Below are 20,318 nucleotides of genomic sequence, written 5' to 3'. Positions count from 1 at the left end.
AGTTAAGTATATGTATTCATACTTCAACTTTTACAGCCTATGCAAACCGACAATCAGGAATTCACCGTTGCCTACTGGCGCAACTATTTCCATACCGAGCTAAAGCCAAAACTGGATAAGAACTGGCACCGGCAACTGGCGGATGTAGAACCAACGCTGGACTCGCTGAAAGGAGCGAACGATATGCGGGCGGTCAGCCACAATAAAGCCTCTCTGGTGGTCACCAAAACCATCTGCTACGTAGCCGAAAGAGTGATTAAAGGAAAGAATAAGCGCAGAACATTGACACTTCAACAGCGCATTAACCGAGCGGCAAAAAACCTATGACAACACTCCCAACTAGTTTCTGTTGGTCTGGTATTGTCAATTACCAGATTTTCTGGTTATTCTGATTGCCAGGCAATTACACATTCATAGCCAGCGCTAAAGAGCGAACTGAGATGGTTACACTATATTGATAATCAGCCGTTACGCTTTTTCTCCCACCACTCGCTAGCTGGTTCTGATTCAAAAACGAATCATCAAACGCCAACCTGCCTACGTTTCAATTGGAAGGGATTCCTTATCAAACATCCCCGCAAACAGGCCGGGGGAAGGTAAAAAACGGCCGGGGCTTGCTGCCAGCGCGGGGGATACTCTTTTACTCCTATCGTTTTATACCTGCTGACTGTACACCTGCTGGCTGTTACCTGATCCTGATCAAGAGGGAGTAACGAAAATCTTACTTGCCTGATAATCAGTATTAAATCTGCTGTCTTGAATGCGCATGTAGAGTACTATCTTTTCCTGACAAATAAAGAGAGGTAGGTGGGGGCGAGAAGAAACCGGCACCGGCCAAAAAAAGCAGTACCTTACCAATCTGGCGAGAAAACGCTGAAGGCTTAAAAGCGGATAGGGATAATCCCGTAACGCTGGCAATCAGGCTGAAAAGCCGGTTTAACAGGTGACTGAATGCTATTTGTCGCTCTATCAAAAAGCCTGATTTCAACTGCGCAGTTTCACTCAGCAACCTTCATAGTCATAAAGTCACTGTTCATAGGTTAACAATAACCCCACCTTTGGTCCCCCTTACTGCTATCTGCTAATCACGATACAATAGAATTATAACTAGATTGGTAGTAGACAGAATTTATTTATGCCCGTACTAAAAGAAAACATACTTACCATACATCAGAATCGTGTGGATACCTCTACGCATTGCAAACAAACGCCTGAGGACATAGCAACAAAGGTATGCTTCATTGGGCTAATCGTCGTTTGGCGATAGAAAGGGGAGGAAAAGTGAAAAAAATAGAGAAGTGGACTGTCTTCTTCTGCGGTCTTTACCGAGTTTGACTCATACAGTAAAAAGCAGCAGCCATACCTGTGTGAGATAGTGACTGCTGCCTGCTCAGTGAGGATAGATGCGTTAATGGTTCGCTATATACGTTGCCAGCAATCGTTCAAATAGACTATAGTGAGCATGAACCCCCACCCGCATATCGTTGGGCTTTTGAGTGCTGGTCTGCAAGTCGGTATAACTTTCGGTTGAGCTAGTTGGTACCGCTGCATGGACGCCATAAGCCAGAAGCTTTCTAAGTAGCAGAAATAGCTGGTTCCACTCGGCCGATGCTTCCGTCGATCCAAGCGACTGGTTCTCTCCAGCTTCAATCTTCTGCAAGTAGCTGGCAAGTAGGGCAATCTCTTGATCACTAAATTGTATAGCCATATTAAGGAATAGAGTTGTTGCGACTTATTGCCAGTCGGATTCGTTTATCGGCTCGGCTTTACTCATCTTTTGCAGGAGCTTGGGTATCTGTACCGGTAATGACGTTAGATGCGCTCCGCCGTCGATGAGGTTAGCCGTCAGCGTATTCCAGCGCTTAGCCGCCGTTTGCTCATCATCGGCTTCCAGGTAGTCTTTGGCTGCCACCAGTCCTTTAACCACCTGCTCGAACGATTGACCGGGGGCGTAATCCAGCACCTCGTCTGACCAGCGCGGCCCATCGACCCAACTGCTGGCGGCAATCAGCACCTCGGTTGGCACACTCGGCACTGACCCCAGTAGATTGCGGCCCACATCCCAACTCAGGGAAGCGAGTACCTCCTCCTGCGGCTCTTCCCCGGTTAGTAAACCTGTTAAGGCTTTATAAAGCAGATTGACCATTGCCACCCCAACGGCGTTAAAGAGCAGCAGATTGGCACTGGTCCAGATCGCTCGATCCCGGAGTTGGTCTACGGTTGGATCACCGATCGCTCTGGCTTTGAGCCAGTCGTTGACGGCCGACACGCAAGTAGAGAACAGCCGCTGCTGCTGACCTGAATACAACCCTAGAATAGCGCCCGTAATGGAGCGGTCACGTTGCAGAGCAGAGGCATCCCCTTCGCCTGACATCGTGTTGGTTGCGTACGTCAACTCCTCCGTCAATCGGGCAATTTCCCGTAACGCATAGTCACTTTTGGTGTCGGTGACGATCTGACCAGAGGTATCCTTCAATAGCCCCTTCGCCACCTTATCGGTAACCTGATACTGCGCGGCTTTCCAGAAGGAGAGGATAACCGCCCGGTCAGCGGCTCTGATCCAGCGAAGCCCAACGTCACTGATGGCGTGGGTTGCCTGACGAGCCAGGGCGATGCCCGCATCCAGGGGCAGGGCTAGCATGTCCTCACCGGTCGGACGGCCTAAATAAGCCTCATCCGAACCAATCAGCCGATCCATCACCGTTGCTAGGTATGGATTCTGCGCGGCTTCCTGCAAGTAGCTGGTTTCTGCCAAGTCTCCCCCGAACAGGCTTCGATCAGCATTTTGTTTGGCCAGTTTGTAGCTATCAACCGCCAGTCGGGCCAGATCACGACTCGCCTGCTGGAGATACGTATTGTCGATGATGCCCAGCCCAAATGCATTGGCAAAGGTGATGAGCTGCTTAGGACCCGTTGTCAGCGAGAAGGCAAAGGTTGACCGCGAGAACCGGCGCAGCCAGGCCCTGAGGCCCAGATCAACACCCCGCACCTCGAATTCCAGACTTTGTTCATCAACCTGATTCGCATACGGATTATTCAGACCGTGTTCAAGCTTTATCAAATACGTCGTCAGCCAGTTTGGAGCCTGATCCAGCGCATCCGCATTGCGCTTGCGCCAGCGGGTCAGATTCAGCCGGGTAGCCGAGTTAGCAATGTAGCGGTGTTCGGTGTTGGCATAGGTCTTGAGCCGGGCCAGCACATCCCGACCCACCACTTTAAGAGGGATGCCTGTCCGCTGCTGCAAGAAACGAGCCTCTTCCAACACCGTCTCCATAGTGGGGATGCTATCCCGTTCAGTAGGCGATGTCCAGCTTTGCGTCGGATAGTACGTGCCGCCTTTTTCGACTGGGAACACAAGGCCGTTTTCCGCTTCATATAAGCCACCAACGTACGAAAGGGCAACCGGGTCGGTCGTCGTCTGCTCCACTAGCTTGAGCATATGGGCATAGTCGGTTTGCAGCGTCTGCTCCAGTTGCTGATAAATGGACTGGGAGATAAGCAGCGTTTTGGGCCGATCTTCCCCCGGAGCGGTATACTGATAGCCATAAGCACCGGTGCGAAGCTGCTGCTGACGGTCTTTGGTCGATCGGGTTGGAATCAGCTGACCCGCCTGGTCTAGATCCGCCAGCACCGTCGAGGTTGCTTTAGCCGGATTCATTCGGCCCGTGGTGGCTAGTTGGGTGCGAATGGTCAGGTAGATGTCCAGCCAATCACCTATCGGTAGCTCCAGCGTAGTGGCTTTGCCATCCTGATAACCGCCCAGCCCCAGGGTTTTCACCGTCTGGCTCATGTCACCCACCTGTCCCGAAGGGGAGGCAAAGCGGGAGAGTCCTTTCAGGGCTTCACTTAGATCACCCAGCGTCCGGTTACGACGCAGACGCACCTCAGCGGCCCGGTTGTTCCAGACCCGTCGAATATCTTTCGTGATCCGGGAGAGCGCACTGCCTTCACCCAGCGAAAGCAGCTTGCCCACCGTTTCGGGATTGACGACATTACCCGCCCATTTTGCGGTCAGCAGACCTTTCAACAATCGGACTCCAGCCGGATCACTCGCCGAGCTGTCGAACGCCTGAATACTGGCCAGCACATCCCGACTTTCCTCGGCCTGATCGGGCCACTCATAATCGCCGTTTTCGTTAAGAATCGCCTGCTGGGTGACCAGCGTACGATAGGCTGTCAGGATGGTTGGCTCACCATCTTCTCCACTCCAGATCATATCCCGCAGTCGCCCCGTTGCTTCGCTGCCTTTAGGCTTGTTTCGGATTAACTCAGCCGCCAGCGCATCTAAGACGGAAGGGTTGAAACGGCCATCAGGAGAGGCTAGAGTCAGATTGCCCCCTCTAACTTTCTTTAGTCCGTTGGCCACAGCCGAATCAGGGGCGTAACGCAGAATGATTCCTGCCATTGGTTCAAAGGTCTGCCGTAGGAAGTTCGCCAGATCAGGAGCCGACTGAGTGAGCAGTGTTTGCCGATCAGCTGAGTTTTTGGCAAACACCTCCGCGAATCTTGCGATCGACTGGGCGGTTGGGTTCTGCACTGGCCGAACAGGCTGATCAGTAGCGGTTGGCGCTGGGCCGTACGAATAACGCGGGGTTGAGTCAGCGGTTAGTGTTACCGCTGATTCGAGTGGGGTTCCTGACAATAGACGAGCCGCTACCGATTCGGCAAATTCATCCAGCGTCAGGTTCTCAACCTCACTGGTGGTCATGGTCTCCAGCCCCAACTTGTCTTTAATCGCCGACCATAAGCGCTCCAGCCAGCCTTTGAACCCGTTCTTGGCGGCTTGTTGGACGAATGCCTCCCCCTTATCCCCAATGGCCATTGCCAGGGCTTCATCGGCAAAGAAATTAGCTCTCGCCTGATCAGTTAGCTGCTGAGCGTCGGCCTGCTGCTGATAGAAGGAATCATTTACTACCTGATCATAGTAGGGCGATTGCCGGGCTTTTTTAAGTCCTTCCCGGTACAGTTTAGGCTGGTTCTGCTTGGCCCACTGGCCCCACAGGTGACCAAACTCGTGGATCGGTGTATTGGCATTCAGCCTGTCAGCATTCAAATATATGGTTTGCTGATGCAGGAAGCCATAGAGGGTACCGTCGGACCGGCGAATGAACGCTACCGGGTTATCCGAATCGGATGGTGTACGCGCTTGCCCCCGTAGCTCACCGGTGGCTGATCGGTCAGGCAGGGCTTCAACGATACGACGTATGGCTTCCCAGGCGAAGAGTTTGTCGCTGGGCTGGGTGAAGTCGATTCCTTGTTGTCCATATTGATCGAAAGCGTTTGCAATAAGGTCATTAACGACCGACTCTTCATAGAGTTTGGTTGGCAGCTGTTCCGCCGTTTGACGAATAACGCGTTTAAATACGGCTTTGTCAAATGACGGGGCCGTATGCAGGACGTACGGAACATTGCTGGCGTCGAGAACTTCCGCCTGATGATGCTGGGCTTCGTATTGCTGACGCGTAATCGGACTGCCGTCGCGGGAAAATAGTTCCTTTCGATCACCAGACGCATCTATATACTCATGGTAATGATAATACGCTCCGTCGTAGGTAAAGTCCCGAAACGGAACAACCTGGAATTGACTGCCTGCCAGCTCCCGCGCTTTAGCCACCAGTTCGGTTTGAGATAACAGGGTAACCTCGTTTACCAGTGAGCCAAAGGTTTGCTTGAGCCGGTTAACCAGCCCCTCAACGATAGCCGAATCAAGTGGGGCTGGCGCTGTCGTATCCTGCTGGAACAAAACCGTCTGCTCCGCTGCCTGTCGAACGACTTCCAGTGCTTTCTGCCGACTGGCTTCCAGGTTTTCGATCCGATCCTGATTGGCTGCAATCTGCCGCTCGATGTCAAGCAGACGTTCTTTAACCGCCGATTCGGCATCAATACCGGTTTGCTGACCGCTGGTTAGATCAAGCTGGCGATACCTTTCACGTTTTACATTACTTTCCAGCGATTCAAATATCTTCCTGGTTTGACTAGGCGCAGCTTTTATTAACTCGACTATCTTTTCAGGAGAAGACTTATCGGCTACATTGACAAACGTATCCGCCCAACCTTCATTGATTAAGTTAAGATAATCCGCTTGGTTTTTGCGAATACTGTTAAACGTCCTAACTACGTCTGGATTGTTCTTTATATACTGGCCTACCGGAACCCCTGACGAGACAAATTGCTGACCATTCATATAGCCAACATCTACAATCTGACCATCCCGAATAACGAGCCGATCTGTTGTATTTGGAATCAGAGGTATGCCATTGTTATAGGCATTTAACGCCACTTGTGCCGTTTTTCGTAAGTCGGCTAGGGCTGATTTATAGGCAGATGTTGGCGAATCACCAAACAACTCGCCGGTTGACACCCGGCTTTTTAGTTGCTTACGTAACGATTCAGCCTGCTTTTCGAGCCGGTCGTTGTGGCGTTCTAAAGTAGCCCGGTCGGCATCGAACTGCGCGTTGGCGGCATCGACCCGTTGTTGCTGGGCGGAGGTTAGTTCTGGGGCTTCTCCCAGTTGATTTTCGGTGGCGTCTGCCCCGCTGCTTCCCGACGAGTTATCTCCCGCGCCAGATAGCCCAGGGCTTTGGCCCGCTGCGCCATCCCGACCACGTTGGGGTCCGGCTGATTCTCCGGGTTGGGTGTCGGTTCGCCCATCGGTGCGTTCTCGGGCTGATTTTCCTGCGGCTGGGGTGTCGGTTGGTTGGGGTCCATAAAATAAATCGGTTAGTTGGTTATAGTCATTATCGGATAACGCCTGCAAATGGCCGACCTGTTCCCAGGCATCGGCGCTCAGGCGGCTGGCTTGCTGATCGGCCAATACGAGCCGTGACCAGTCTGCATACTCTTTATTGGTGATCGGTAAACGCCGGGCAGCTTCATCAATCATCGGCCAAAGCACATCCCGCAACTCATTATACCGTTCAAATACGCCATTGGCCCGGAGCAAATGAACGACGCCCACCCAGTCCAGCCCATCGGGCGTTACGTAGCTGTCGGCAATAATAGTCAGTAACTGGTCCTGAATATACAGAGGAACCCCAACCTGATCCATACTGCTCATTAGCGGCTCCAGTGTCTCCAGCGGGGTGCTGGCTGCCAGTTGGGCTACTTGGGCGTCAGATTGGTCTAATTCTGCCTGCGTCTGGGCCTGTTGGTAGCGGCTTAACTGCTGGCGAGGGGTACCGTTTTTAGCAAACGACTCCACCAGATCAATCACTTCCTGCATAGCTGCCTGCTCGTCCAGTTGTTCAGCCGGACGACCCAGTGTTTCTTCCCACAACTGACGAACTAACGTGTCCAAACCCGGCGCTTTCTCATCGCCTGCGGTATAGACCAAATAGGGGTTACCGCCCTTAGCTCCTTTGAGCATATTGGCATCCCCGTACCGTACCAGATCAGACCGACGCATCCGGCCCCCACCACTAAAGTATTGCAAGATCGCTTCGCGCCAGTCCTGCGGCTGCCGGTCGATAGGCTGCTCTTTTTTGGCCCGCGTATCGCGTTTGGCCGGACGCGCTAGTTCATCCGCACGTTCGGCGGTTGTCTGCGCGTCGGTTTGCTCGTCGGGCTGGAAACCGAGTTCGTCGGCAACTGAATCGCCTGCCGCTTCTGACTCGCCAGTTCCCGTTTCAGCGCCAGCAAACTCGCCGGACTGGCTTGAATCAAGCGCAGCAATTGCTGCTGATTCTTCTGCCAATGCTCTCGCTCTTTCGACAGACTCAGCCACAAGTCGCTGTTCGGTATCAAGCTCGTGTTCTGGGGGCTCAGCAAACCGTTCAGCTTCGTCAAGGCCCGCTGTCCCGTCAAGTACCGCGTTGATAGCTGATTCGACTGCCGCAAGGCTACGGCCGCGTTCTGTCGCTGCTGTAAGTTGAGTAGATAACTCAGTCGCTCCTGGGGTGGTTGGTAAGGATTCATCGAAGATATTGGTTTGTCCGGTTTGTGCCTGCTTGACTAGTTCAGCCGCCTGTTGCAGCTCTCCCGATTGCAACAGATCAACGACCTGCGCCTGCGCGGGGGTGGGTAGCTTGGCCAACGTTTTAGCGTCGATCTTAGCCGCCTTTAGTTCGTCGGCCAGATACTGCTCTGCCCAGTTCGCCCAGCCGTAGCGGGATTCGTTACTGTCGGATGCACGGGAGGCATAGGCTGCTTTCAGCCAGTTCTGCTTACGGGCCAAATCCTGCCGCTGCCAGTCCGGCGCATCGGCTGGTAGCGAATCCCGTTCCTGCTGATACTGCGTTTGCGCCTGCTCTAATCCCGTTAGCTGATCATCACCGTAGCCTTCGGCCAGCCGGGACCGCCACGCACCGTAATCTTCGGCGGCATCGCTGTTGCGTTCAAACGCATCAAGAAGTTCATCGTGACGGGTCTGGTCGGCAATGGTATGGAACGTAACAACCGGCTGCCCTTTGGAGGGAAGCTGGTAGCCTTTGAAGCGACCCACTACCGGGTCTTTGTCTTCACTAACGTCAGTACGTGCGCCATCGGTTTGTGTTTCCACCCGGACTACCTGCCGACCATCGGCATTCTCAACCAGCGCAAACCGGCCATCGGGGGTGTCGAGTGTCTGTACCAGACCAGATAACTCATCTTCGTTGTACCGATCGGGTGCCTGCTCGGCTTCAACCGGCCCATTGTCCCACTCTTCGGCCAGCGCATCCAGCCGGGGGCGGTATGAGGCCAACACCTGCTGACGGGTTTGGGGATTGGCCAGCCCAGCAATCGACTCGTTGATGGTCTGCTGTATAGTCTGCGCCAACTGTGCTTTGCGGGGCAGGTTTTGGCTGATCAATTCATGGGCTTCATTCAAATCAAGGGCTGAAAGGTCAGCTTTGGGAAACCATTCACCCGGTGAACGTTCGTCCGCTAGTTGTGCTAATCGGTACAGGGGTTGATCAACCTCCATTTGCGTTGTAGACAACCAACTCCGCTGTTCGCTGTCCAAGTTATAGAGAGCATAGCGGGTTGGTGCATCCGCGCTACTTGTTTTGGCCAGGCGTTCGCTAACCTTAGCCATGTGGTCGAGGTTAGCCATTGCTTGAAAATACTGTTCCTCCGAGAGCTTACCTTTCTGAGCCAGACTTTCGGCCATGCGGTAGATCGGCAGTCCGGCTTTGTTATTCTCTAGGCTCAGATCGGGATTGTTGTTAAGCAGCTTGCGTACATCGCTATCTAGCTTACCCCAAATGGTCTGCTGACCTACTGACGTAGGCACCGCTCCTAGAAAACCACCCATCGAACCACCCACGGCTCCGCCCATCAACACACCAGCCGCCGACTCGATGAGAAGTTGTTTGACAGTCGGATCGAAACCTTTGCCGCCCTCAGCCCCGTAACCGTAGTACAGATCAGCCATTTTTTCAATCGCCTTTTCGGCTGCGGTCTGGGTTAGCTCCTCCAGCCCTTCGGTGATGGCCCTGGCTTTGATGTTCTGCAAGATCGCCTGACGAACTTCGGGTTGGGCGAGTTTGCCAAAGAAACGTTTGCCCGTTACGTTGATCACATCGCGGAACGCTTCTTCACTTAACTCCCGACCGGCCAGCGACGAAAAGCCTTCCAGCGCCGATTCCCGACCCAGTTGCCGAACGATCCGGCTGGCCTGTGCGGGGGCTAGTTTAGCGCCTTTGATTAAGGCATCGGCTCCGGCAAATTCCAGTACCGACTGCGCGGCCGACAGGACGGGAGTAATAACAGCCGCCTGGTTACGAGTGAAGCCCGCGTTCAGAGCCGATTCTTTATAGCCGGGTAGCGACTGTAAATAGCCGATAGCTCCCGACTGCAAGCGAGGATCGGTGATGGCTCGGGTCAGTAAACTACCACCCTGCATCAACCGACCGGCCCGGCCGACCTGCCCCACCAGAGGCAGCATAGTCGAGGTCAGGAAGCCCATCGTACTACCCGCCATACCCGCCACTGCCCGCCAATTCAAGCCCGTTTTCTCATCCCACAAAGCGGCCTGTGCTTCGGGGCTAACGTAGTATTTGGATTTAGCGAAGTAATCATCCGTAGCCTTATCCCACTGGCGGTACCAACTTGTGTCGCTGGGGTTGGAGACCGCCGACATAGCCAGATCAACCGTGGAGGGAATGAAATCAGTCACCCCTTGCGCCAGGTCCATAAACGAGTTCTTAAAACGAGACCCCATATCGTCAAAGGTGGTCCAGCTTTCGTTGGCCGGTTTTCGCATCCGGGCTTGCTGATAGGCGGGTGAGGCTCCCTGGTAGGCAGCAACTTTGCTGGCCATATCGGTACTATGCCGGTAATAATCAATAACGTTGGCTAACGTCGTCTCGGCTTCGTCACGGGGCATACCCGCCAGTCGTTGTTCGGCGGCCAGCGGGTCGTTGCCTGAGGCTTTCATGCGAGCCGCTACATCGTGGGGGTAGGTCAGAGAGGGTAATTTGGGTGACTTGACGGGAGTGGGTTGCATAAAAGTGTGGTGTTAGGAATGAGGATGTAAGTCAGGGAGCCGGGTAGTAGTCTCGTCGGTAAGCAGCGGAGGCAGCGTGTTCAGATGCGTTCGCACCATCGCCCAAAATCCGGCTTGTTTAACCGAGGGGAAGTGTTCGTCCACTCGGTATAAAACCAAAAAAAACGGGCACTTGTGACCTGGCACGGGTTGGTAAAAGCAAGCCAAATCTTTCCCCTGCTCACCGGTAATAACCTCGAAGAAAACATCAGGCAGGGGAGTGCTATGCCAGGCGGCAAACCAGAGGCAGTTGCGATAGCCATTGCGGGCCTTAGCCACCGTGTCAATGCCTTTATACAACCGAGTATCTATAGGCGGTTGTAGCTTGATTTGAGGTGGCAACTCTATATTGTCAAGCTGCTGATGCCACCCGTAAGCGGGCTGGTAATGATAGGCCGCGTAAATGAAGGGAGTAGCTGGTCTCATGGAACAAGGATGCCAAATTCAAGAAAGATGTGCTGGTAAAGGCGTAGGTAGTCTGCCATAAGGTCAACCCAATCATGGCGTAGTATGTCCTCCTGAATTGTTCGTACTACGGAGGTAATAAGCCTTGAGGCTATCCTTTGATCGACATCCATGAAAGCTTGTATTTCACTATTGAGGTTGTCGTAGCCAGTGGTCATGCCCGCCAGGAACTGCTTAAGGGCTAGCTCGACCGAATCCGCATGCTGTAGATAAGTTAACGATTGATGGTCAAACCCGCAGGTTACGCCCCCCAAGTAGCTAGTCGGTGGCGTTGTCAAATAGAGAATCATGCGGTACTGATTATCGCTAATTTCCTGGGTTGGGGTAAATTCAGATTGGTTTTCCATGAGTTCAAGCTGGTTTATGTGAAAATTCAGATCGATGGCTATGTGATTAAAGCCATCCAATTATGTAAAATGTATTACTCGCCTACCCGGCAAAACCGGCAGAAGGGGTTTTGCCGGTTTTGCCGGTAACTCACCTATTCGTTTTGAAAAATTTTAGGGTGTATCAGGTAATAAGGTGCTTCTGGTCTACCAGTAGCGGGAGCGGGTGGTTGTACTTCTCGCACCCATCCACTGGCAACTAGTTCTGCCAGGGCATACTCTACTTTGTCGGCTGTTGTCAAATTTGACCAGCCCTTCTTGGCAACATCCCGTACTTTAAAGCCATCTTTCAGATCACCTGCCTTTAAATGGCGGAGCAGTTCTCTGGCGGCCGTAACGTTGATGGTGTCAAGTAGTCCGTAGATACGCCGGGCATGGGATTGCAGATACGCACACCAGCGAACCGCCATCTGGGCCGCTTCCAACGAGACGGGTTGTTTTGACGGAATTGGTGAATCTGACTGAGCAATGCAGTTGACGACATGAAAGACCAATGCCAGTGAAGGCATCAGAGAACGATACTTCGTAAAGTGTTCAAGTAGCAGTCCGTTCTCCGCAGGTAATACCTGAGTTTCCCATTCGGTTAGCCATTGTCTAAAGGTGGATTGGGCTTCCTCCGAGAATCGCGTATAAGGGTACCGGTTATAGGGGTCAGCTTCATAACCGATCAGGGATATATCAGTCTCAACCAACTGCTTGATGATGTTAAACGCCGTATCCCGTGCATAGCTGTCAGGATGCTCATCAATATATTGCCAATGCGGCTTATTAGGATATACCGCCAGTTGCAATCGTTGAACAAAGCCATCGTTGTCGTACCCAGTAGCCGCTTGCAGGTAGCCGAGTAGCTTGGCGGGCTGGATGCCTCCGAATAATGACACGCACAGATTGCTAACGTGCGTTGTTCCCCGACCAATCCGATCAACTGTTTTTGACCCGTTGCCATTCCAGGCTTCCAGGTAAAAGGCCCGATCTTCCTCACGACCCGAGCGGTCCCAACCCGCTAACAGCCCCGTCAATTCATCGCGCCAAACCAACAGTCCCGCTAAATTTTCGTTTAAAAGTTCAGCTAACTTCTCGATCGTTGAATCATTGACAATAAATCGCCGTTCGGTGGGCTTCTGAGGAGGAGTCGGAAACTCAACAGGCGATAAGACTGCTTTGCCTTTCAGCCGATCCTGTTCTTGGGTTTGATAAACTTTCTTTTGAGTCTCATAACCAATACGTTCCGCTTCATAAGCGATCAGCTGCTCTTCATACTGCTCTCTTGACTCCGCCATTAGCCGGTACAAGGGTTTAAAGACTTCGGCCACAGAAGGCGTTTTCATGGTCGAAGGGTCTCCAATTGCACCGCCCCATAAATTCCCAATTATGGTCCAGTCATCTCGCTGTTTAGGCTTGATAGCCAAACGAGTTCCAATCAAAGCTGACAGCATAACCACGCAGGTAGCGGCCACAAAGTCCGGTGGGCATTTCATGCGGTGCGCGATGTCCATCAGCCAGGGGCGTAAAGAATCAGGAAGCATATCGGGCGTTACCGGCAAAACCGGCAAAAGGGGAGTATGAAGCGGCTTTGGCTGTGGCCAATCAACGGCTGCTCTCTGAAGGGAGGCATTGTTTGTAATTGTATTTGACCGCTCCCAGGTCCTCCCCATCGCTTCCTCGCACCGGCGAAAGAAGGTTCCGATTGAAACGCTGCCATTTCGATTTCGGAGTAGTTCACTGAACTTAGCGTCGCATTGCTGATAGTTGTAGCCAGCATTTAGCCGACTGACCTCATGAAAATAAATGCGTCCTTCATCGCCCATGCTGGCAAAAGCAAAGCCGATTTCTACCCAAGCCTCGTAGGTATCTGTCAGATCAATCCGTTTTGCCTGGAGCGCACTTATACAGTCATTCAGCAGACGCCGGGTCTTGTCCTCAACTGGTTCCGTTGCGGCATATCGTTCAGTAGGTTCAGTGGGTGCGGCATGGAGCTTTTGCTGGGATAGATAATCTTCCACCAGCGGCATAACCGAACTAGTGGGGTTGTGGTAGGCATCGGGGTCGTAGGGCAGGAAGCACAAGCGATCAACGTTCTTTCCACTAGGATCAATCTGGGGCTTAGCGCCCTTTGCAACATCCTGCTTCCGAGTTAGCTGGTAATTATCGTGTAGGTATTCCGATAGTTGGTAGAACAAGGCTTTGTGCTCATCGAGGTTCTGCACATCATTCTTTACCACCCATTTGACGCCAGTACCCGATGGACTCACAAATAAAGCATGGGTGTATTCGTCGGCACGAAGTTGCTCAATCAATGCACTTACCTGGTCGGCGGTAAGTCCATCTATATCCATACAAATGAGCCTGCTATATTCTTTAAGGTGAGCCGCAGTTTTTCCGCCTTCAAATCGACCCGTCCAGGTTACCCCGTAGAAATGGCCAGCTTTGATCAAGCGTCCTTGTTCATCCTGTTGACCAGCTTTGAAGATTCGGGCTTCCTCAGGGTCAACCAACGATCGTAGATGCTCAGTTGGTGTTTTGAATTTTGGTGAGCGTACTACTTTCAGCACCTCCTCAACTGTATAATCATCTTTATACGAGCTGGGAGAAACGGTAGCATACACCGAGACTTTATGCGACATGGCTACGGCCCTCCCTCGCGCGCTGCAATCGATCAGCCCAAATATTACGGATAGGAGTTAGGCCGCGGTCACTTTCATCCCGATCAGGTTCGTAAACTGGTGGGGTCGTTGTTAAGCTTTCGGAATAAATTTTTAATTCGTGACTAAAGTCCAATAGCGCATCGGCCACATCGCAAAATTCAAGCGCAACGGGCGTACGTTTGTTGTAGGAGTCAACCGACGGCCATTTCGTAACTCGATCGGAATATCCACTTCCATCGGCTCGGTGCTGGCGGATATAAAAGTTTCCTGACAAACCGACGAAAGAAGGCGGTAATGCTGTATCTTTGGCGATCATTATAACAGAGATTTTGGCGGGTAACGGCGGGGGCTGTTACCCGTTTTTTGTGGGGTGGATTTTAAGCGGAAAGCTCTTGCAACCAATCTTTAAGACTGGACAGGTCAGTGACAATATGGAGAGGAACTCGCCCCTCTTGCGGTATTTCAGTAGATAGGCTACTGATTGGTGGCAGAACGAGACGAAACTGGCGCGCCCCAAGCTCACATCGAAAGAGAAGGCCGCATGCTGCCTTTTGAATAAGCCAGATTGATGCGCCAACCGACCTAATCTCTTTTGCGACGTCACCAGCAAGAATGGGTACGGCCGTTTTCTTACGTCGATTGATAGAATTATCGAGGGGTTGGGAGACAATCATACCGCCTTACCTCCTTTCGGTTTGGCAGCGGCCAATACTTCGGAACGCAAATAGCGAACTTGGTTTCCGATCCTGTGAGGAGTCAGGATTTCACGCTTGGACCAATCCCAAACTGTGACTTTGGAAACCTTAAGAACTTTAGCAGTTTCTTCACAAGTAAGTAGCTCATCAGGTTGAGGGACTGGAGCAACAGGTGGCAAATTGTGCTTTACGGCAATACTGGCCGCTTCAATCATCATAGTCCGCAACTGGTCTGCGGGCATTAGTACCATTTCCATGTTTCGCGTTGTTTAGCGTTGAACATGGACGCAAGTTGGCGGGTCTGTTTAATGGGGAAGTGCGAATGATGCGATAATGCACCATTCGCACGTTTAGCCTATTCAGGCATTAATGCGATAAATCTGTCCCGTTGATCTTTTTTAACTATGTTGTCAAATATTCGTGCCTGTTTACCCATCTTATCAAGGCCAACGAAGAATTGCTTGAGCAAACATACCAATTGAGGATGATCTGTGAGTTTACGTATTTTAGCTTTTTTCATTGTTTCCATCCGATCAATCCATGCTACAAGTATACCTACGTCTTTTGGTCCTCCTGTCCAATTTTTACCCTCTCCAAGTACAGGCTTATCTGGACGAAAGTTGCGTAATGCTTCAAGGCACTTGTTTATATCGTTAGGGTCATAAAATAATTCTTCAAACGATTTATAATCAGGATCAGGGGGAGCTTTAGGAGTAAAATTATCACTCAACTCTTTTACAATCTTTCCTATTTCAGGACCTATAATTTTGTCTGTTACACTTAAGTTTTCAAATTCACGCCAGGTAAGCTGTCTAATTGATTTTACCCATATATCATAAACTTCGTCTACTGCAAGATCAGTACGATGCCTTTTGTTTAGAGTAGGTAAACCTTTTCTTATGACGCACTTCGCCCGTCGTTTCTTCAACCTAATTTCAAGTGTTGCATAACTAAACCACTCATCAGCTTTGCCTTCCCAAAGATTTTTATTCGACTTAATAATCTCTTCGTCACTCTGGGCTCCTTTAGGAAAGTATGTACGAAGTTCTAGTTCTGTAGCAGATGGCCCTATTACAGGCGGAGGTAGTATGTGTCTCCATGTATATGCTTGATCTATTTTATGCCAAGGTAAGGCGTTGACGGTATCGTAGAACAATGAGTTTACTTTATCGATATCTGTAACCAACCATTTATTTTTTGCAAATAAATGTTGTGGATTATTTTCGTTTACCATTTTGATTATATGATTATTGGCTCGTTATAGGGTTCCAGATTATGGCAGGCTTCTTTATTATCTTACCTTAAATGTTAGACTGCTTCCGGCCAAGGTATTGGCGCATTAGATCAAGCGTTTCAGCTGCATCAATCTTAATGTATTTTAGGAACTCGCTTTCTTTTTTATGGCCGGTTAGCTTCATGATCAATACTGTTGGCATACCACGTTTAAACATATTAGTAGCAAAACTTCTCCTGGCGGTATGAGAGCTGACCAGTGTCCACTTCTCAACGCCAGCTGACATCTTGCCCCAACCGTCCGTGGTCTTCACCATTGCCTTTCCTCCCTTGGTAACGTGCTTTAGAATACGTTCGTTGATTTCGGCTAACTGGCATAATTCCTTGAGATAATCATTGGTCTTCTGATTAGAGATGCCAGCCGGTAAACTGCCCGAATACTTTGCGAGCAGTTCTGTAATCGCTTCGTGAACGATGGGGATTTGTACCCGGCCACCAGTTTTGCGCTGTCGCAGATCGAGGTACTGGTTTCCAACCTCATCGGTTTTGATATGTTCCGGTTGCAGGGTTGAAAAGTCGGAAAATCGTAAACCAGTCCAGGACGCGAATATGAACAGATCACGTACCCGGTCTAACCGAACGTTCCCACTTAGGTCAAGCTCGTAAATCCGCTGAAGTTCCGCTTCTGTCAGATAGATGTTTTCAGCATCCTCTCGCAGATTGTTGAACTTGCGGTAAGCCATATTTGCAGTAAAGCCTTCATCAACGGCCGCACTCATAAACCCTTTGACGTTTTCGACGTATTTGCTGACGTTGTTGGTTGCGTAGTCCCTTGCTGTAAGCCAGGCTGTGAATGCTTTATAGAACCCAGCATCAATGTTGTCAAAGTCAAGGGTGCGGGGGTATGTCTGGGCGAAGGCTTTAAGGCCGTTCAGCGTCGTTTTATATCGCCGTATGGTATCCGGAGAAATAAATCGACCTGCTCGGGCTTTTGAACCACGGACTAACCGTGTCGGGCAGGTATCAACATACCATTGAACGAAATCAAGTAAAGTCTTAGGTTTCTCGACTTCTATGACTGGGTTTAGAAACTCATCGATTCGTTGCTTTAGCGTCTCCTTCGTTAACGGAGTGAGATTGGCTTTTAGGTCCGTAACGATCTTGCCAACGGCCTTCTCCAACCGCTCCAGGTAACCGTTAATCTCGTCCTTATCAAACGCATCGACAACGTTCTTCACCCGTCCCTTATCGTCGTTCCAATGAGCTGGTTTGACTTTAAATCCCGTGGCGACTTTAATACGCTCGTTATTGAAGCGGACCAGCCCAATGATGGGAGTAGGAGTTTTCCCATTCGGGTCGCGGAGAACATAACTGACTGGGCTATTTGCGGTACGTGCCATTTACCTACTAGCAATACTGGTATGACACGAATATACAAACGGGGGACGGAATGGGGGACGGAATGGCTTAATTTATATTAATCGGTACTAACTCTACTTAATCGAGCGTAACTTAGAAATGTGGCTATATGATTAACTAAAGGCATATTTTAAGCTTTTTCTATTAGGTAGAATAAAATAGAAATTAAACATGTTCGAGTCTCGCCTTCGGCACTAACGGTCTGTAAGATATCTTACAGACCGTTTTCTTTTTCTTCACAAGTGCTATGTGATCTACTTCATAGCTAATCTGATTAAGTTTAGCTGGTTTAGCCAGGTGCCAGAACTGTGTTCAGTTGACAAACTGACCTTTCTTATGTAAGATGATTACCCACTCACTTACGCCAGTAAATATTTAGTGACCAACGCAACCCTAGAGCAAAAAATGGCGTATGGGCTATATTATAACTTGGCATAGTACTTAAAGCCCAACTGTCCCCGATACAGTTGGGCTTTTTTCGTTACGTCATTTCGATTTGATTCCAGCTCGTTTGTCGGTACAGCCGGAACAGTAGCCAGAAGAGCGCAATAGATAGGGGAATGGCAGCCCAGACACCGTAGGGGAGGTAGGTCAGGCCGTAATGGGAGAAGCCGACAACGCCCAGAACTACGCTGACCATCAGGCCCCGCGCGGTATTATTTTGCTTGAGAGCATCCTGCGCTACGGAAAACGGCATGTGTCGGGTCGATAGCAAAGCTGCGCCGATCAGCATAACCAGAGAGTTACTGTACCCTAGCAATACGTCGCTGATTTTATCAAGACCATACCGATACAGGATATACCCGGCCAGTACGGCGTAGAACGGGGTGAGCAGCTTTAGGATGAGTGCTTTTAAGGAGCCGGATAATACGTCTCCGGGCTCGCGGATGGGGGCGCTTCCATAAATCCACGAAGCGCGGTAGTTGTCTGAAACGCTCAACTGGTATTGAGCCACCATTACGTAGATGCCAGCGAAATAAAGCGCGAAGAGATAGAAAAAATTGCTGCCGCCCAGGCTTCGGGTCTGAAAAGACATGGCTACTACGTAGGCGAGCCCAAACCCTAACTGGGGATATGTTTTGAGTTTAAACTTGCGGTCGCGGCTGGTGACGCGCCAGGTAAAGGCAAAGGAGGCCCGTTCCAACGTATTGGTAGTAAACCAGGCGGAGAGCCGATCCACCCAACTCGTACTAAACTGGGTATTTAATGACGCTTCTGCTGCGAGCGCGGGACGATTTTCCTGATCGATACTGCTTAAGGTCTGGGTGAAATTGGTCGTCAGGAAGCGATTCATAAACCACAGTCCGGCGAAGGGCATAATCAGCGCCAGGCCCAGAAACACCAGATGGGTTGAGTCCAGCACGGGGCCAATGACAAGTTCAAGGGCACCTGCCATCCACATAGGTGGAACAGCGTAATGCCAGGTCTTATGGGCAAACGCCTGGCCAAGCATACTGGAATCGATCAGCCGGGGTAGCAGTTGGTAACCGCCGTAGAACAGCACGGCCATCACGATCTGGAAGTAATTGATGACTTCCCGTAGCTTGTCTTCGCTGATGAACCGCATGAGTGCCAGATATACCAGATTCGTCAGAAACACCATTAGCACCGCCGATAGCAGGCTTAACACCAGAAATAGCAGTGCGGCCAGTGCCCCAAACCGATACGCAACAATCAGTATGCCGATAACCGATAAGGACAAAGCAATGGCGAACAGATAACTGGTGATGTGAATGACCCTGGCCAGCCAGAGTGTTCGGCTACTCACCGGTCTGGGTAAGATGATCTGGTTATCGGACGAGTCGAGAATAACCGACGAAAAATCGGAGATCAGCGTCATCGCGCAAAGGGCCATGACGTAGGAAAACTGGAGCGTCAGCGGGAAGAACAGCGTATCTTTCGGCGGTACCGCCAGCATACCGGCGCTGATCAGGCCACCCACCAACAGATAGATCACCAGAATACGGGTGAAACTGCTGTTGCTCTCCCCCGACTGCTTCCCGAAATTACCCAAAGTTCCCATGCTACGTCGGTTGTCCATCGTGAGCTTCACCTGTACGATGGCACGTAGCTGACCAAAATCCGCTCCTGCTGCCCGAATCAGCGGCTGGAGCCGGTCGAGCACCCAAAGTATTACGTTGGTCATTGGGCTAGTTGTTCAGCGTGTGAATAAACTCTTCGGCTACGCTGCTCTGGCCATCGCTACCGGTTAGCTCTGCGAACAATTGCTCCAGCGATTCGGGGCGCTGGTGCTGCAATTCCGCGAAGGTGCCGTCGGCGATGATCTGCCCCTGATTGATAATAATAATCCGATCCGAAATCTTCTCGACGACATCCATGATGTGGGAGCTGTAAAAGATCGTTTTCCCGCTATTGGCCAGCTGCCGGATAATTTCTTTAACCAGTACAACGGCGTTAGCGTCGAGCCCCGAGAGCGGCTCATCCAGAAATATGACATCCGGGTTATGCAGCAGGCCCGAGATAAGCAGTACCTTCTGCCGCATCCCTTTCGAGAACGTGGTCATGCGGGCAGTTGCGTGGTCGCTGAGCTGAAACAACCGGAGCAGTTCGAGCGATTTCCGGTCGATGTGGCTGGTATCCAGTTCGTAGAGCTGACCAATGAATTGCAGGTACTCAAGGGGCGTTAACGTATCGTAGAGCGCGGCATTTTCGGGAACGTAACCAATCCGGCGTTTGATGTCGATCGACTGGCTCTTGACGTTCATGCCCAGCACGGTCGCTTCGCCCGAAAAGTCGGGTAGCATCCCGATCAGAACCTTAATGGTTGTGGACTTACCGGCCCCGTTCGGACCAATATAGCCCACAACCTGACCGGCTTCGACGCTCAGGTTTATGCCTTTCAGAACCGGCGTTGACCCGTATGATTTATAGACGTCCTGGAGTTGGATAATGGAGTTCATGTCGCTAGTTGTTACGCCATTTGGAAGGGGCAGCATCTCTGAAAGATAACGAAAAAGTCCCGCTCGGCAGCAAGCCAAACGGGACTCCA

12 protein-coding genes are annotated in these 20,318 nt (G+C 51.1%); 1 reads left to right on the top strand and 11 read right to left on the bottom strand.

All coding sequences use genetic code 11. The features are described 5' to 3' along the window. Positions 1-39 precede the first annotated feature (39 nt). Positions 40-327 carry a hypothetical protein gene (locus ACYVBJ_RS00860; RefSeq protein WP_460980412.1) on the top strand — a complete coding sequence of 96 codons (288 nt, stop codon included), beginning with the start codon at positions 40-42 and terminating at the stop codon, positions 325-327. A gap of 1,081 nt (positions 328-1,408) precedes the next feature. On the opposite strand, the gene ACYVBJ_RS00855 is transcribed toward ACYVBJ_RS00860, so the two are convergent. The 11 genes from ACYVBJ_RS00855 to ACYVBJ_RS00805 form a co-directional block, all read right to left on the bottom strand. Continuing rightward, a complete protein-coding gene (locus tag ACYVBJ_RS00855) occupies positions 1,409-1,708 on the bottom strand; it encodes a hypothetical protein (RefSeq protein WP_460980411.1) in 300 nt (99 codons plus the stop codon). 24 nt (positions 1,709-1,732) lie between these two features. Next, the gene (locus ACYVBJ_RS00850) at positions 1,733-10,426 is read right to left on the bottom strand and encodes a hypothetical protein (RefSeq protein WP_460980410.1); all 8,694 of its coding nucleotides are present in this window, start codon (positions 10,424-10,426) and stop codon (positions 1,733-1,735) included. A 12-nt stretch (positions 10,427-10,438) separates the two neighbouring features. After that, the gene (locus ACYVBJ_RS00845) at positions 10,439-10,891 is read right to left on the bottom strand and encodes a hypothetical protein (RefSeq protein WP_460980409.1); all 453 of its coding nucleotides are present in this window, start codon (positions 10,889-10,891) and stop codon (positions 10,439-10,441) included. Then, a complete protein-coding gene (locus tag ACYVBJ_RS00840) occupies positions 10,888-11,277 on the bottom strand; it encodes a hypothetical protein (protein WP_460980408.1) in 390 nt (129 codons plus the stop codon). Before ACYVBJ_RS00840 ends, ACYVBJ_RS00845 begins: the two co-directional genes overlap by 4 nt. Before the next feature lie 134 nt (positions 11,278-11,411). After that, positions 11,412-13,940: a DUF3987 domain-containing protein gene (locus ACYVBJ_RS00835; protein WP_460980407.1), complete on the bottom strand. Its 2,529-nt coding sequence runs from the start codon at positions 13,938-13,940 to the stop codon at positions 11,412-11,414. Next, a complete protein-coding gene (locus ACYVBJ_RS00830; protein ID WP_460980406.1) occupies positions 13,930-14,277 on the bottom strand; it encodes a hypothetical protein in 348 nt (115 codons plus the stop codon). The genes ACYVBJ_RS00835 and ACYVBJ_RS00830 overlap by 11 nt, the downstream gene beginning before the upstream one ends. 354 nt (positions 14,278-14,631) lie before the next feature. Further along, on the bottom strand, positions 14,632-14,913 hold the full coding sequence (locus tag ACYVBJ_RS00825; RefSeq protein ID WP_460980405.1) for a helix-turn-helix domain-containing protein: 282 nt from the start codon (positions 14,911-14,913) through the stop codon (positions 14,632-14,634). A 98-nt stretch (positions 14,914-15,011) separates the two neighbouring features. Next, positions 15,012-15,890: a hypothetical protein gene (locus tag ACYVBJ_RS00820; RefSeq protein WP_460980404.1), complete on the bottom strand. Its 879-nt coding sequence runs from the start codon at positions 15,888-15,890 to the stop codon at positions 15,012-15,014. Between the two features lie 67 nt (positions 15,891-15,957). Then, positions 15,958-17,289 (bottom strand): tyrosine-type recombinase/integrase, encoded by a 1,332-nt coding sequence (locus ACYVBJ_RS00815; protein ID WP_460980403.1) that lies wholly within the window; start codon positions 17,287-17,289, stop codon positions 15,958-15,960. Positions 17,290-17,789: 500 nt separating this feature from the next. Continuing rightward, complete coding sequence (locus tag ACYVBJ_RS00810) at positions 17,790-19,454, bottom strand: hypothetical protein (protein WP_460980402.1); 1,665 nt, start codon at positions 19,452-19,454, stop codon at positions 17,790-17,792. Between the two features lie 4 nt (positions 19,455-19,458). Further along, positions 19,459-20,229 carry an ABC transporter ATP-binding protein gene (locus ACYVBJ_RS00805; protein ID WP_460980401.1) on the bottom strand — a complete coding sequence of 257 codons (771 nt, stop codon included), beginning with the start codon at positions 20,227-20,229 and terminating at the stop codon, positions 19,459-19,461. Between the last annotated feature and the right edge of the window lie 89 nt (positions 20,230-20,318).

The sequence above is a fragment of the Spirosoma fluminis genome (assembly GCF_054778895.1).
Note: the sequence above shows the minus strand (reverse complement) of the source record. Positions and strands in the feature narration are given on the sequence as shown.